The organism is Aeromonas sp. FDAARGOS 1414 (assembly GCF_019047065.1).
In the GTDB taxonomy this organism is placed as follows: Bacteria; Pseudomonadota; Gammaproteobacteria; order Enterobacterales; family Aeromonadaceae; genus Aeromonas; species Aeromonas veronii_A.
Genome location: NZ_CP077210.1, coordinates 1,839,873 through 1,852,694, shown reverse-complemented (window position 1 = coordinate 1,852,694; position 12,822 = coordinate 1,839,873). Strand labels below are relative to the sequence as shown.

Genomic DNA, 12,822 nt, shown 5'->3' with positions numbered 1-12,822 from the left:
TCCCTCATGCTGGTTTGTTATACAAACGGGTAGTTTTGTTCTGAAATGGCTCGGCTTTTACGGTGCCAACATCGTGTTCTCTTATGTTACAATTGCGCGCCATTTTTGACTGAAGATTGACTGGGCATGTTGGATCAGATTCGTATCGTTTTGGTAAACACCTCCCATACCGGCAACATGGGGTCTGCGGCACGCGCCATGAAGACCATGGGGTTGACCCAGCTGGTATTGGTTGATCCGCAAGCCTTGCCGGATGACAATGCCTTCGCCTTGGCTGCTGGTGCCAGCGATGTGCTTGCCAATGCCCGTATCGTCCCGACTCTGGACGACGCGATTGCCGATTGTGGTTTGGTGATTGGCACCAGCGCCCGCTCTCGAACCCTGAGCTGGCCCATGCTCGATCCCCGTGAGGCCGGCGAAAAGTCGGTGGTTGAGGGGATGCAGCACCCGGTCGCGCTGGTGTTTGGCCGTGAACGCACCGGTCTCACCAACGACGAATTGCAAAAGTGCCACTACCACGTGGCCATTCCGGCCAATCCTGATTACAGCTCTCTCAATCTGGCCATGGCGGTGCAGACCCTCTGTTACGAAGTGCGGATGCGCTGGCTGCAGGGGCAGGCCGCCGAGCCTGAAGATGAGATGGCCTATCCGAGTGCCGCCCAGCTGGAAGGGTTTTATCAGCACCTGGAACAAACCCTGATGAAGACCGGTTTTATTGCCGATGACCATCCGGGTCATGTGATGAGCAAGCTGCGTCGCCTGTTCAATCGGGCTCGGCCGGAAGCAGCTGAGCTCAACATTCTGCGCGGTATTCTGACCTCGGTGCAGAAAGCGCGCGTACCGGATTAATCCGACTGATTTACTCAACCATATACTTGACTGATTTGGTCGGGTATGTGACCATGTGCCTCATTAAATTGCTTCGCAAGACGGTAAGGCACATGAGACTGACTTCAAAAGGACGTTACGCTGTAACCGCCATGCTCGACGTGGCGCTGCATGCAGAGCAGGGGCCCGTCCCCCTTGCCGATATTTCCGAGCGCCAGGGCATCTCGTTGTCCTATCTCGAGCAGCTCTTTGCCCGCCTGCGCAAACATGGTCTGGTGAGCAGCGTGCGTGGCCCGGGTGGTGGTTATCGCCTCGGGTTGGCCCCAGGCGAGATTTCGGTTGGTCAGGTGATCACCGCGGTCGATGAGTCGGTCGATGCCACCAAGTGTCTCGGCAAGGGCGGTTGCCACGGCGGTACCCAGTGCCTGACTCACTCCCTGTGGCGCGACCTGAGTGAGAGGATCTCCAGCTTCCTCGGGGATATCACCTTGGCCGAGCTGGTACGCCAGGCCGATGTGCGCCGCATTGCCGGCAAGCAAGATGAACAAATGAAGACCGTGTTGTCCCTGGTTGATCGGGCAGAACACGGCGATGTGAGCTTGAAAGTCCAACTATAAACGTGCTTTCCACAGCGGGACTCTGTATGACCCGGACTGTGACGGAGAAAAACATGAAACTGCCTATTTACCTTGATTATTCGGCAACCTGTCCGGTGGACCCGCGTGTCGCAGAAAAAATGATGCAGTGTCTCACCATGGATGGCCTGTTCGGCAATCCGGCTTCCCGTTCTCACCGCTTTGGCTGGCAAGCCGAGGAGGCGGTGGATCTGGCCCGTAATCAAGTGGCAGATCTGATCGGTGCCGATCCCCGCGAGATCGTCTTCACTTCCGGTGCGACCGAATCCAATAACCTGGCCATCAAGGGTGTTGCCCACTTCTATGCCAGCAAGGGCAAGCACATCATCACCTCCAAGACCGAACACAAGGCGGTGCTCGATACCTGTCGCCAGCTGGAGCGTGAAGGGTTCGAGGTGACCTATCTTGAGCCGATGCCCAACGGCCTGTTCACTATCGAGATGATCGAGAATGCCATGCGTGATGACACCATCCTGGTCAGCATCATGCATGTGAACAACGAAATCGGCGTGGTTCAGAACATTGCCGCCATCGGCGAGTTGTGCCGTTCCCGCAAGATCCTGCTGCACGTGGATGCCGTTCAGAGTGTGGGCAAGATCCCGGTAGATGTGGAAGCACTGAAAGTGGACCTGCTCTCCGTCTCTGCGCACAAGGTGTATGGTCCGAAAGGGATCGGTGCACTGTTTGTTCGCCGCAAACCCCGCGTTCGTCTGGAAGCCCAGATGCACGGTGGCGGCCACGAGCGCGGCATGCGTTCCGGTACTCTGCCGACCCACCAGATCGTCGGGATGGGCGAAGCTTTCCGCATCGCCAAAGAAGAGATGGTGAGTGAAGGCGAGCGCATCTTGGCTCTGCGCCAGCGTCTGTGGAATGGCATCAAGGATATTGAAGCCGTCTACATCAATGGCGATCTGGAGCAACGTGTTCCGGGCAACCTCAACGTCAGCTTTGCCTATGTGGAAGGGGAATCCCTCATCATGGCGCTGAAAGATTTGGCGGTCTCTTCCGGTTCGGCCTGTACCTCCGCCAGCCTGGAACCCTCCTATGTGCTGCGCGCACTGGGTCTGAACGACGAGCTGGCACACAGCTCCATCCGTTTCAGTATGGGTCGCTTCACCACCGAGGAAGAGATTGACTACGCGGTCAAGCTTATTCGTGACTCCATCGGTCGTCTGCGCGAGATGTCCCCACTGTGGGAGATGTACAAAGACGGCGTCGATCTGAACACGGTCGAATGGGCTCATCACTGATCCACCGGGTCAGTGAGCAACAGAATTAGCAGGAGTGAGATATGGCTTACAGTGAAAAAGTAATCGACCACTACGAGAATCCTCGCAACGTCGGTGGTTTCGACAAGAATGATCCCAGCGTTGCAACCGGCATGGTCGGTGCGCCCGCCTGTGGTGACGTGATGAAGCTGCAACTGAAGATCAGCGACGAAGGCATCATCGAAGATGCCAAGTTCAAGACCTACGGTTGCGGTTCTGCCATCGCCTCCAGCTCCCTGGTGACCGAATGGGTCAAGGGCAAGACCCTGGACGAAGCGGCTGGCATCAAGAACACAGATATCGCTGAAGAGCTGGCCCTGCCACCGGTGAAGATCCACTGCTCCATTCTGGCTGAGGACGCTATCAAGGCCGCCATCGCCGATTACAAGCAGAAGAAAGGTCTCTAAGCGCCGGAGAGCAGTATGGCTATTACCATGACAGATGCCGCCGCGGCACGGGTTTCCTCTTTTCTGGCTAACCGGGGCAAGGGCATTGGCCTGCGCCTCGGCGTCAAAACCACCGGCTGCTCCGGTCTTGCCTACGTGCTTGAGTTCGTTGATGAACTGACCGATGAGGATCAGGTGTTCGAGCAGCAGGGCGTCAAGATTATTGTTGATGCCAAGAGCCTGATCCATCTGGATGGCACCGAGCTGGATTTCGTCAAGGAGGGCCTCAACGAGGGCTTCCAGTTCAACAATCCCAACGCCAAAGGCGAGTGTGGTTGCGGCGAAAGCTTCAGTGTCTGAGATGTTTGACGTCAATGATCCTTCGTCTGTGGTTGAGCGGGTTGTCCATGACCCGTTCAACCACATCTCATTTGCCAGGGGCGAGTGAGGTAGTGGCGAACGTTTCCAAGAGGTTTGCATGAATCATTTCGAGCTGTTTGGGCTGGTTGAAGGCTTCGAGCTCGATACCCGTCAGTTGGCTGATACCTACCGCCAGCTGCAAACCCAATTCCATCCTGATCGTTTTGCCACCGCCCCCGAACGGGAGCAGCTGGCTGCGGTGCAACGTGCCGCCCAGATCAACGAAGCATTCACCACCCTCAAGGTGCCGCTGCGCCGTGCCGAATATCTGCTCTCCCTGCGTGGCACCGATATCCGTGGTGAACAGCAGACTCTGCAAGATACCGCGTTTCTGATGCAGCAGCTGGAGTGGCGCGAGCGTCTGGCCGAGCTGAAAGATGACGCCGACCCTGAGCGCGCCATCAAGGATTTTCGCAGCGAGATCAGGCATGATCACCAGATGTTGATGCAGCAGCTGACCGAGTCTCTTGCCGCCGGCAGAGATCTCGTTGCCGCTGATTGCGTTCGCAAACTCAAGTTTGTCGACAAGCTCCTCGAAGAGCTGGAACGATTCGAAGACTCGCTTCTCGAGTCTTGATCCTTTAACGCTGGAAGTTTCATTACCCATGGCATTACTGCAAATCGCCGAACCCGGCCAGAGCGCTGTTCCTCATCAGCACAAACGTGCCGTCGGCATCGATCTCGGCACCACCAACTCTCTCGTCGCTGCGGTTCGCAGTGGTCACGCCGATACCCTTTGCGATGAGCAAGGGCGCGACCTGCTTCCGTCAGTGGTGCACTATCAAAGCGACACCATTCGGGTCGGAATTGATGCCAAGCGCGAAGCGGCACTCGATCCTCACAACACCATCGTCTCGGTCAAACGGATGATGGGCAAGGCGCTGGCCGATATCGATACCCGCCAGCAGCCCTACCAGTTCATCGCTGCCGACAATGGCATGCCGCAACTGCAAACCCGTCAGGGGCTGGTCAATCCGGTACAGGTCTCGGCCGAAATTCTCAAAAAGCTGGCCGAGCGTGGCGCCCAGACACTCGGGGGCGATCTCGATGGCGTGGTCATTACCGTGCCCGCCTATTTCGATGATGCCCAGCGTCAGGGCACCAAGGATGCGGCCCGTCTGGCCGGTCTGCACGTGCTGCGGCTGCTCAACGAGCCGACCGCGGCCGCGATTGCCTATGGCCTTGACTCCGGTCAGGAAGGGGTGATCGCGGTTTACGATCTTGGGGGGGGGACCTTCGATATCTCCATCCTGCGTCTGCATCGCGGTGTGTTTGAAGTGATGGCGACCGGCGGCGATTCTGCCCTTGGCGGCGATGACTTCGATCACCTGCTGGCGGACTGGATCAAGGAGCAAGCGGGCCTCTCCGGCGAGCTGGATGCCCATCTGCAGCGCGAGCTGCTGGATGTGGCCGCTGCCGTCAAACACGGTCTGACCGATGCCGAGCAGGTGGCGTGCACCTTTGCGGGCTGGCAGGGATCAGTGAGCCGCAGCCAGTTTGATGAGCTCATCACCCCGCTGGTGAAACGGACCTTGCTGGCTTGTCGCCGCGCCCTGCGCGATGCGGGTCTCGAGCAGGTGGAAGTGCTGGAAGTGGTGATGGTCGGTGGTTCCACCCGAGTGCCGCTGGTGCGTGAACTGGTGGGCGATTTCTTCCAGCGTGCGCCGCTGACCAGCATCGATCCGGACAAGGTGGTCGCCATTGGCGCCGCCATCCAGGCCGATATTCTGGTGGGCAACAAGCCCGATGCCGAGATGCTGCTTCTAGACGTTATCCCCTTGTCGCTGGGTCTGGAGACCATGGGTGGCCTCGCCGAGAAGGTGATCCCGCGCAACACGACCATTCCGGTTGCCCGCGCCCAGGAGTTCACCACCTTCAAGGATGGTCAGACCGCCATGGCCATTCACGTGGTACAGGGTGAACGCGAGTTGGTGGCCGATTGCCGCTCCCTGGCCCGCTTTACCCTGACCGGTATTCCGCCGATGGCAGCCGGCGCCGCCCATATTCGCGTCACCTTCCAGGTGGATGCGGATGGTCTGCTCTCGGTCAGCGCCATGGAGAAATCCTCCGGCGTGCAGGCCGAGATCCAGGTCAAGCCCTCTTACGGGCTGGCGGAGCAGGATATCCTCAACATGCTGAGTGCCTCCATCGAGAACGCCCAGCAGGATATGGATGCCCGCATGCTGGCCGAGCAGCAGGTTGAAGCCGACCGGGTGGTCGAGAGTCTCAATGCGGCTCTGGCCGCCGATGGCGATGCCCTGCTCAATGCTGTCGAGCGTGCCGAGATTGATGCCGCCATCGCCCATCTGCTGACCATGCGCAACAGCGGCGCAACCCATCAAATCAAAGAAGCCATTGAGGCAGCCGATGCTGTCAGTGGCGAGTTTGCAGCCCGCCGGATGGACGCCTCCATCCGCAAGGTGCTGACCGGACAAAACGTCAACAAGGTGTAATATGCCAAAACTGATCATTCTTCCTCATCCCGTACTCTGTCCGGATGGCGCCGCCCTCGAGGGGCAAAGCGGCGAGACCATTCTGGATGTGGCGCTGCGCAACGGTATCGAAATCGAGCATGCCTGCGAGAAATCCTGTGCCTGCACTACCTGCCACTGCGTGGTGCGCGAGGGCTTTGACTCGCTCGAGCCAAGCGACGAGCTGGAAGACGACATGCTGGACAAGGCGTGGGGGCTGGAGCCGGAATCGCGCCTCAGCTGCCAGGCAAAACTGGCGGACGAGGATCTGGTCGTGGAACTGCCCAAGTACACCCTGAACCTTGCCTCTGAACGCCATTAATTACACATGAGTGAATTGCACGTGCAGCATCCTGTGGTGCTTCAGTGATATGGTGGAAGGCCGTGACCCTCGGGGGCACGGCCTTTTTTGTATTCGTTATTCTCTCTTTGCCAATAAGCTCTTTCCCATAAAGAGTGCTTATACATAGTGCCAGTAAAAAGGAAGCAAACACGATGGCTGACATGATGAAGGTAGCGTTATCCACCCAGGCTGCGGCCGCTTATTGGGGCGAGGGCGCCCAGCTCAGTTTCAATGGCGACGATGCACTGATCCATCTTGGTGCCGCCGGTCAGGAGAAGGATGTTCTGCGCACCGTTCAGCGCGCCGCCCGTCGCCTCGAATCGAGCGGGATCAAGCGGGTGATGCTGGCCGGTGAGGGGTGGGATCTGGAGCGTCGCTACGCGTTCGCCCAGGGGTTCTACGCCGCCAAGGGATCGCGTGAACTGGATTTCGGCCAGCAGAGCGACGCGGAAGCCCGTGAACTGGATGCGCTGCTCAAGGCGGCTCGCTGGGTACGTGACATCACCAATGGCTGTCCGGAAGAGATCTACCCCATGAGTCTGGCGGAATCGGCCCTGTTGCTCATTCGTGGTATCGCTGGGGATCAGGTCACTGCCCGCATCACCGCCGGTGAAGCGCTGCGCGAGTCCGGCCATATCGGGATCTGGTCGGTTGGCCGTGGCAGCGAGCGCGAGCCGGTGCTGCTGGAGCTCGACTACAACCCGACCAGTGATCGCAATGCGCCGGTGGTGGCGGCGCTGGTGGGCAAGGGGATCACTTTTGATTCTGGCGGCTACTCCATGAAGTCCTCTGACAACATGCTGCCGATGAAGTCCGACATGGGCGGCGCTGCCATGGTGACCGGTGCGCTGGCGCTGGCTATCAGCCGCGGTCTGAACCAGCGGGTGAAGCTCATTCTCTGCTGCGCCGAGAACCTGGTCTCTGGCCACGCCTTCAAGCTGGGCGACATCCTCACTTACAAGAATGGGATTTCGGTCGAGATCCAGAACACCGATGCGGAAGGTCGTCTGGTGCTGGCCGATGGTCTGATGGCGGCCTCCGACAGCGGTGCGGCTTATATCCTTGACGCAGCCACCCTGACCGGCGCCGCCAAGATGGCGCTGGGGCGCGACTACAATGCGGTGTTTGCCCTCGATGAGACCGAACAGCAGCGTGCGCTGGCCGCCGCCAAGGTGGAAAACGAGCAGGCGTGGGCGCTGCCGCTGGAGCCCTGGCATGCCAGCCAGCTCACCTCGGCCTTTGCCGATCTGGGCAACGTCGCCTCGGCAGAAGGCACGGCCGGTGCCACCACGGCTGCTGCGTTTCTCTCCCGCTTCGTGCGCGATGAGGGCAAGGGCTGGGTGCACCTGGATCTGGCAGCCTCCTATCAGAAATCGGGCAATGATCTCTGGGCAACCGGCGCCAAGGGCCACGGTCTGCGCACCATCGCACGCTGGCTGCAGGAGGTGACCGCATGAATGTCTGGTTAAGTCGTGAATTTGCACCGGCCGAGTGGGGGGAGGGGGCGCTGCTCTCTCACCGCGCCGACGGCATGGTGATCCATCTGGTGACGGCCAATCCGCTGCTCGATATCCAGCAGGCGGCCCGTCGCCTCTGCCAGCAGGGGATCCAGAAAGTGACCCTGGCTGGTCATTGGGAGCGTGAACAGCAGTGGGCTTTTGCCCAAGGGCTGCAAACCCCCAAGGCGGAGGTGCAACTGCAGTGGGCCATGTCCTCGGAAGAGGACAGAGAGGAGCTGGAAGCGCGTTGGCTCTGCGGCCGCTGGGTACGCGAGATGACCAATGCCACCCCGGAGCAGTTGGGCCCGCTGGAGCTGGCGGTGGAAGCGGCCTCCTTTATTACCGAGCTGGCGCCGGACAAGGTGAGTCATCGCATTTTGAAAGGCGAAGCGCTGCAACAGGCGGGCTGGGTCGGCCTCTATCAGGTGGGCCGCGGCAGTGCGCGCGAACCGATATTGCTGGAGCTCGACTTCAACCCGGGGCGTGACCCCAAGGCGCCGGTAGCGGCAGCGCTGGTGGGCAAGGGGATCACCTTTGACTCCGGCGGCTACTCCATGAAGAGCTCCGAGGGGATGCTCACCATGAAGTGCGACATGGGAGGCGCGGCGATTGTCACCGGTGCGCTGGCGCTGGCTATGCTGCGCGGGCTCGACAAGCGGGTGAAGCTGATCCTCTGCTGCGCCGAGAACCTGGTCTCCGGCCACGCCTACAAGCTGGGCGACATCCTCACCTACAAGAACGGCACCACGGTCGAGATTGTGAATACCGATGCCGAGGGGCGGCTGGTGCTGGCCGACGGCCTGCAACTGGCGAGCGAGTCCGGCGCACCGCTGATCATCGATGCCGCGACCCTGACCGGCGCTGCTGTGATGGCGCTGGGTGGGCGCTACAATGCACTGTTTGGCCTCGATAAAGGGCTGGTAAGCCGGGCCATGACCTATGCCGATGCCGAGCATGAGCCTGCCTGGCCGCTGCCGCTGGAGCCCTGGCACCGCCAGCAGTGCCCTTCCCATTACGCCGACACGGCCAACAGCCGTCCGGTGAAGGGGGGCGGGCCGGGTGGCGCCTCCAACGCGGCGGGTTTCCTCTCCCGTTTCGTTGCCAACGAAGGGATGGGCTGGTTGCATATCGATCTGGCCGCTTGCTTCAGTGACAACGGCGATGCCCTCTGGGCGCCGGGGGCCAATACCCTGGGGATGCGCACCATAGCGCGGGCCCTGCTGGCGGAAGCCAAATAGGCGAGACAAGGCACCTTCGGGTGCCTTTTTCATGCTGTTCGAATTGTGAACAAAAGATGGGGTTTTGGCGGCTTAAGGTAACTATCGTGCGCAAGCGCACATATTTTCCGGCTCTGCTCGGTCAAGATGAGTGTGGATGTTGATTGCAAGGGAGTGATGTTTAATAAAAAGTTGCTTGTTTGTGTGTTTTTCCGGTTTTTGTTTACGTATAATCGCCAGCGAACATGGATTCTAACAATAAAACTCTGTAGTTAAGGAAAGATATCAATGGCCATCGAACGTACCTTCTCTATCGTTAAACCGGATGCTGTCAGCAAGAACCTGATCGGTGCCATCTATAGCCGTTTCGAAAGCGCAGGCTTGAAAGTGGTGGCATCCAAAATGCTGCACATGAGCAGTGAACAGGCTGCCGGTTTCTATGCCGAGCATCAGGGCAAGCCTTTTTATGACAATCTGGTCAGCTTCATGACCTCTGGCCCTGTCATGGTGCAGGTGCTGGAAGGGGAAGACGCCATCCGTCGTAATCGCGAGATCATGGGCGCTACCAACCCGAAAGAGGCGCTGGCTGGTACCTTGCGTGCCTGTTATGCCGAGAGCATCGATCGCAACGCAGTGCATGGCTCCGATGCACCTGCATCCGCTGCTCGCGAAATTGCCTACTTCTTCTCTGACAACGAGATTTGCCCGCGCGGCTGATTTTTGTTGATGATGACCAAAGGGAGCCTCGGCTCCCTTTGTTGTTTTCGCCGTTTACGCAATATCCCTCTATTCTCCAGGTGGAAAGCCAGACCCATTATTTGTACAATGCCGCCCCCTGACGTCGTCAGCCAATAATTGATGAAGTGTTTGAACTGAGGCCATTGATGAGCGAAACAAAAATCAACCTGCTGGATCTTGATCGGGATGCCATGCGTGCCTTTTTCGTCGAACTGGGCGAGAAGCCATTCCGGGCAGATCAGGTCATGAAGTGGATCTATCACTTTGGGTGTGATGATTTCGATCAGATGACCAACGTCAACAAGGTGCTCAAAGAGCGCCTCAAGGCGATCGCCGAGATCAAGGCGCCCGAGATCAGCCGCGAGCAGCGCTCTGCCGATGGCACCATCAAGTGGGCTCTGCAGGTGGGCGATCAGGAGGTAGAGACCGTCTACATCCCGGAAGATGACCGCGCGACCCTCTGCGTCTCCTCTCAAGTTGGCTGTGCGCTGGAGTGCAAGTTCTGCTCCACGGCTCAACAAGGCTTCAACCGCAATCTGAAAGTCTCCGAGATCATCGGTCAGGTGTGGCGTGCGGCCCGCGTGGTCGGTGGCAAGCGTCCCATCACCAACGTGGTGATGATGGGGATGGGCGAGCCGCTGCTCAACCTCGCCAACGTGGTGCCTGCCATGCGTCTGATGATGGATGACTACGGCTTTGGCATCTCCAAGCGCCGGGTGACCATCTCCACCTCTGGCGTGGTACCTGCGCTGGACAAGCTGGGTGACCAGATCGACGTGGCGCTGGCTATCTCCCTGCACGCTCCGAACGACAAGTTGCGTTCAGAGATCATGCCGATCAACGACAAGTACAACATCGAGGAGTTCCTCGCCGGTGTCCGTCGTTACCTGGCCAAATCCAATGCCAACGGTGGTCGGGTGACCGTCGAGTATGTGCTGCTCGATCATATCAATGACGATATGCAGCATGCTCACGAGCTGGCCAAGGTGCTCAAGGACACTCCGAGCAAGATCAACCTGATCCCGTTCAACCCCTTCCCGGGCAACCCTTACGGCAAGCCGAGCAACAGCCGTATCGATCGCTTCTCCAAGGTGCTGATGGAGTACGGTTTCACCGTGATTGTCCGCAAGACCCGTGGTGATGACATCGATGCCGCCTGTGGTCAGCTGGTGGGTGACGTGATTGACCGTACCAAGCGAACTATCAAAAATCGGATGCAACAGGATGGGATTTCCGTCAAAATGGTTTAAATGCTAAGCCATTGTATAGACAGGGAATGGATACACGTACATTGATCGTAGTGGCAGCGCTCTGCGCGCTGCCAGGCTGTGTGACCGAGACCACTTACGCTGGCCAGAACTCGACCCAGCGTGAAGTGGGTCCTGACCTCAAGGCGGCTGCCCAAACCCGCCTCGACCTGGGTATCCAGTACCTGCGTCAGGGCAATGCCGAGCAGGCCAAGTTCAATCTTGATCGCGCCCTCCAGTATGACCCCTCCAATCCTCAGGTGCAGATCGGTTTTGCCTACTTCTACCAGAGGGTGGGGGATTTCAAGGCGGCTGAAGAGCATTACAAGAACGCCCTTGCCATGGATCCGTCCAATGCTGACGCAATGAACAACTATGGCGCCTTCCTCTGTGATCGTGGCCGTTATGATGAGGCAGACAAGGCATTCAACCAAGCTGTTATTCAACCAGGCTATGTGAAGATTGCCGATACCTATGAAAATGCGGCACTTTGTGCCCTGCAAAATCGCAGAAATGATAAAGCAACCGAGTACTATCTCCTGGCCTTGGGGTATAATCCGGGCAATCCAAGGTTATTGCTGGACTTGGCCGAGCTTTCCATGAAAGATGGCAAGCTGCCTGATGTGCAGTCCTACCTCGCCCGTTTTGCCGATGTGTCAGACGAGAATGAGGAGAGTCTCTGGTTGAGACTTCGGCTGGCGCAGGCGATGGACAAGCCGGCATTACTTCACCAATTCGGGACTGAGCTGGTAAGGCAATATCCCACTTCGCAACAAGCCAAGCGTTATTTAGCCAATGACTATTGAACAGCAACACGATTTCCAAGACGACTCCCAGGCAGTAGGCCCAGGCCAATTGCTGCGCAACGCCCGTGAACAGCTTGGCTGGACACGAGAACAGGTTGCGTCCCGCATTCACCTTCGTCTGACCCTGATCGCCGCTATCGAATCGGATACCTACGACAAGCACACCTCCCATACCTTTATTCGGGGCTATCTGCGTACCTATGCCAAGCTAGTCGGGATCCCCGACGAGACCATTCTGGCCGCTTACGACAAGCTGGGTCTGACTCCTCCCGACAATATCGACATGCAGAGCTTCTCCCGTCGCTCTCGTCAGCAAGCCAACGACAGTCGGCTCAAGGTGGTGACCTGGCTGGTGATCCTGGTGTTGATTGCGCTCTCGGTCGCCTGGTGGTGGCAGAGTACTTCCCGTCGCTCCGCCGGTGATGAAGCGCTGGCTGCCACCGAGATGAGTGCAACCGGTTCGACTCCGGCTGAACCTGCCATCACGCCGCCCGATGCGATCAACACCGCTCCGGTGGAAGGCGCTGCCATCGCACCGGCCGCCACGGACGTGGCTGCCCCTGCGGTGGTCTCCGATGCGACTGCTACCCTGGCGCCTGCTTCTGCGGCTGTTGCCCCGAGCGATGTCAGCGCGGCTGTCGGCACTGCGACCGATGCAGCGGTATCTGGCGCCAATGTCACCGAATCTGAAGAGGCTGTCGTTGATCCGGCGACTGCGCCGCAACTGAAGATGAGCTTCACCGCCGATTGCTGGCTGGATGTGAAGGATGCCAACGGCAAGACCCTGTTCAGTGGTCTGAAGAAGGCCAACGACGAGCTGGTGCTGGAAGGCGCCGAGCCCCTGAAGTTCATCATTGGCGCGCCCATGGCCGTCAAGCTTGACTACAAAGGGCAGTCGTTTGATATGAGCCGTTACAACAACGGTCGTACAGCCCGCTTCTCACTGCCGCAGGAGTAATCTGTT

Annotated in this window: 14 protein-coding genes; all 14 read left to right on the top strand. The window is 58.7% G+C overall.

What is annotated here, in order from left to right; genetic code table 11:
• The first annotated feature begins 126 nt into the window (after positions 1–126).
• The 14 genes from trmJ to rodZ all read left to right on the top strand — a co-directional run bounded on the left by trmJ (position 127) and on the right by rodZ (position 12,816).
• Positions 127–849, top strand: coding sequence for a tRNA (cytosine(32)/uridine(32)-2'-O)-methyltransferase TrmJ (gene trmJ, locus I6L44_RS08130; protein WP_005359790.1), 723 nt, complete (start codon positions 127–129; stop codon positions 847–849).
• Positions 850–941: 92 nt separating this feature from the next.
• A complete protein-coding gene (gene iscR, locus I6L44_RS08125; protein ID WP_026035025.1) occupies positions 942–1,445 on the top strand; it encodes a Fe-S cluster assembly transcriptional regulator IscR in 504 nt (167 codons plus the stop codon).
• A 53-nt stretch (positions 1,446–1,498) separates the two neighbouring features.
• A complete protein-coding gene (locus I6L44_RS08120) occupies positions 1,499–2,713 on the top strand; it encodes an IscS subfamily cysteine desulfurase (RefSeq protein ID WP_013723838.1) in 1,215 nt (404 codons plus the stop codon).
• 41 nt (positions 2,714–2,754) lie between these two features.
• Positions 2,755–3,138 (top strand): Fe-S cluster assembly scaffold IscU, encoded by a 384-nt coding sequence (iscU, locus tag I6L44_RS08115; protein ID WP_005333813.1) that lies wholly within the window; start codon positions 2,755–2,757, stop codon positions 3,136–3,138.
• 15 nt (positions 3,139–3,153) lie between these two features.
• A complete protein-coding gene (gene iscA, locus I6L44_RS08110) occupies positions 3,154–3,477 on the top strand; it encodes an iron-sulfur cluster assembly protein IscA (RefSeq protein ID WP_005333812.1) in 324 nt (107 codons plus the stop codon).
• A 118-nt stretch (positions 3,478–3,595) separates the two neighbouring features.
• Positions 3,596–4,114: a co-chaperone HscB gene (gene hscB, locus I6L44_RS08105; protein ID WP_216953949.1), complete on the top strand. Its 519-nt coding sequence runs from the start codon at positions 3,596–3,598 to the stop codon at positions 4,112–4,114.
• A gap of 28 nt (positions 4,115–4,142) precedes the next feature.
• Positions 4,143–5,990 carry a Fe-S protein assembly chaperone HscA gene (gene hscA / locus I6L44_RS08100; RefSeq protein WP_216953947.1) on the top strand — a complete coding sequence of 616 codons (1,848 nt, stop codon included), beginning with the start codon at positions 4,143–4,145 and terminating at the stop codon, positions 5,988–5,990.
• Between the two features lies 1 nt (position 5,991).
• The gene (gene fdx / locus I6L44_RS08095; RefSeq protein WP_005333808.1) at positions 5,992–6,330 is read left to right on the top strand and encodes an ISC system 2Fe-2S type ferredoxin; all 339 of its coding nucleotides are present in this window, start codon (positions 5,992–5,994) and stop codon (positions 6,328–6,330) included.
• A 173-nt stretch (positions 6,331–6,503) separates the two neighbouring features.
• Positions 6,504–7,808, top strand: a complete 1,305-nt coding sequence (gene pepB / locus I6L44_RS08090) for an aminopeptidase PepB (RefSeq protein WP_216953945.1) — start codon at positions 6,504–6,506, stop codon at positions 7,806–7,808.
• Positions 7,805–9,088, top strand: coding sequence for an aminopeptidase PepB (gene pepB / locus I6L44_RS08085; RefSeq protein ID WP_216953943.1), 1,284 nt, complete (start codon positions 7,805–7,807; stop codon positions 9,086–9,088). Before pepB (I6L44_RS08090) ends, pepB (I6L44_RS08085) begins: the two co-directional genes overlap by 4 nt.
• Positions 9,089–9,355: 267 nt before the next feature.
• Positions 9,356–9,784 carry a nucleoside-diphosphate kinase gene (ndk, locus tag I6L44_RS08080; protein ID WP_005333805.1) on the top strand — a complete coding sequence of 143 codons (429 nt, stop codon included), beginning with the start codon at positions 9,356–9,358 and terminating at the stop codon, positions 9,782–9,784.
• Positions 9,785–9,951: 167 nt separating this feature from the next.
• The gene (locus tag I6L44_RS08075) at positions 9,952–11,055 is read left to right on the top strand and encodes a bifunctional tRNA (adenosine(37)-C2)-methyltransferase TrmG/ribosomal RNA large subunit methyltransferase RlmN (protein ID WP_005344856.1); all 1,104 of its coding nucleotides are present in this window, start codon (positions 9,952–9,954) and stop codon (positions 11,053–11,055) included.
• An 11-nt stretch (positions 11,056–11,066) separates the two neighbouring features.
• Entirely contained in the window at positions 11,067–11,858 is a 792-nt protein-coding gene (gene tapF, locus I6L44_RS08070; RefSeq protein WP_216953941.1) for a type IV pilus biogenesis/stability protein PilW, read from the top strand.
• Positions 11,848–12,816 (top strand): cytoskeleton protein RodZ, encoded by a 969-nt coding sequence (gene rodZ / locus I6L44_RS08065; protein ID WP_216953939.1) that lies wholly within the window; start codon positions 11,848–11,850, stop codon positions 12,814–12,816. The genes tapF and rodZ overlap by 11 nt, the downstream gene beginning before the upstream one ends.
• Positions 12,817–12,822: the final 6 nt, after the last annotated feature.

What these genes read in the sequence shown, in the direction of transcription:
- iscR (WP_026035025.1), top strand. Translation starts at nt 942, where the DNA reads ATGAGACTGACTTCAAAAGGACGTTACGCTGTAACCGCCATGCTCGAC.
- iscU (WP_005333813.1), top strand. Translation starts at nt 2,755, where the DNA reads ATGGCTTACAGTGAAAAAGTAATCGACCACTACGAGAATCCTCGCAAC.
- pepB (WP_216953945.1), top strand. Translation starts at nt 6,504, where the DNA reads ATGGCTGACATGATGAAGGTAGCGTTATCCACCCAGGCTGCGGCCGCT.
- ndk (WP_005333805.1), top strand. Translation starts at nt 9,356, where the DNA reads ATGGCCATCGAACGTACCTTCTCTATCGTTAAACCGGATGCTGTCAGC.
- I6L44_RS08120 (WP_013723838.1), top strand. Translation starts at nt 1,499, where the DNA reads ATGAAACTGCCTATTTACCTTGATTATTCGGCAACCTGTCCGGTGGAC.
- I6L44_RS08075 (WP_005344856.1), top strand. Translation starts at nt 9,952, where the DNA reads ATGAGCGAAACAAAAATCAACCTGCTGGATCTTGATCGGGATGCCATG.
- pepB (WP_216953943.1), top strand. Translation starts at nt 7,805, where the DNA reads ATGAATGTCTGGTTAAGTCGTGAATTTGCACCGGCCGAGTGGGGGGAG.
- hscB (WP_216953949.1), top strand. Translation starts at nt 3,596, where the DNA reads ATGAATCATTTCGAGCTGTTTGGGCTGGTTGAAGGCTTCGAGCTCGAT.
- fdx (WP_005333808.1), top strand. Translation starts at nt 5,992, where the DNA reads ATGCCAAAACTGATCATTCTTCCTCATCCCGTACTCTGTCCGGATGGC.
- rodZ (WP_216953939.1), top strand. Translation starts at nt 11,848, where the DNA reads ATGACTATTGAACAGCAACACGATTTCCAAGACGACTCCCAGGCAGTA.
- trmJ (WP_005359790.1), top strand. Translation starts at nt 127, where the DNA reads ATGTTGGATCAGATTCGTATCGTTTTGGTAAACACCTCCCATACCGGC.
- iscA (WP_005333812.1), top strand. Translation starts at nt 3,154, where the DNA reads ATGGCTATTACCATGACAGATGCCGCCGCGGCACGGGTTTCCTCTTTT.
- hscA (WP_216953947.1), top strand. Translation starts at nt 4,143, where the DNA reads ATGGCATTACTGCAAATCGCCGAACCCGGCCAGAGCGCTGTTCCTCAT.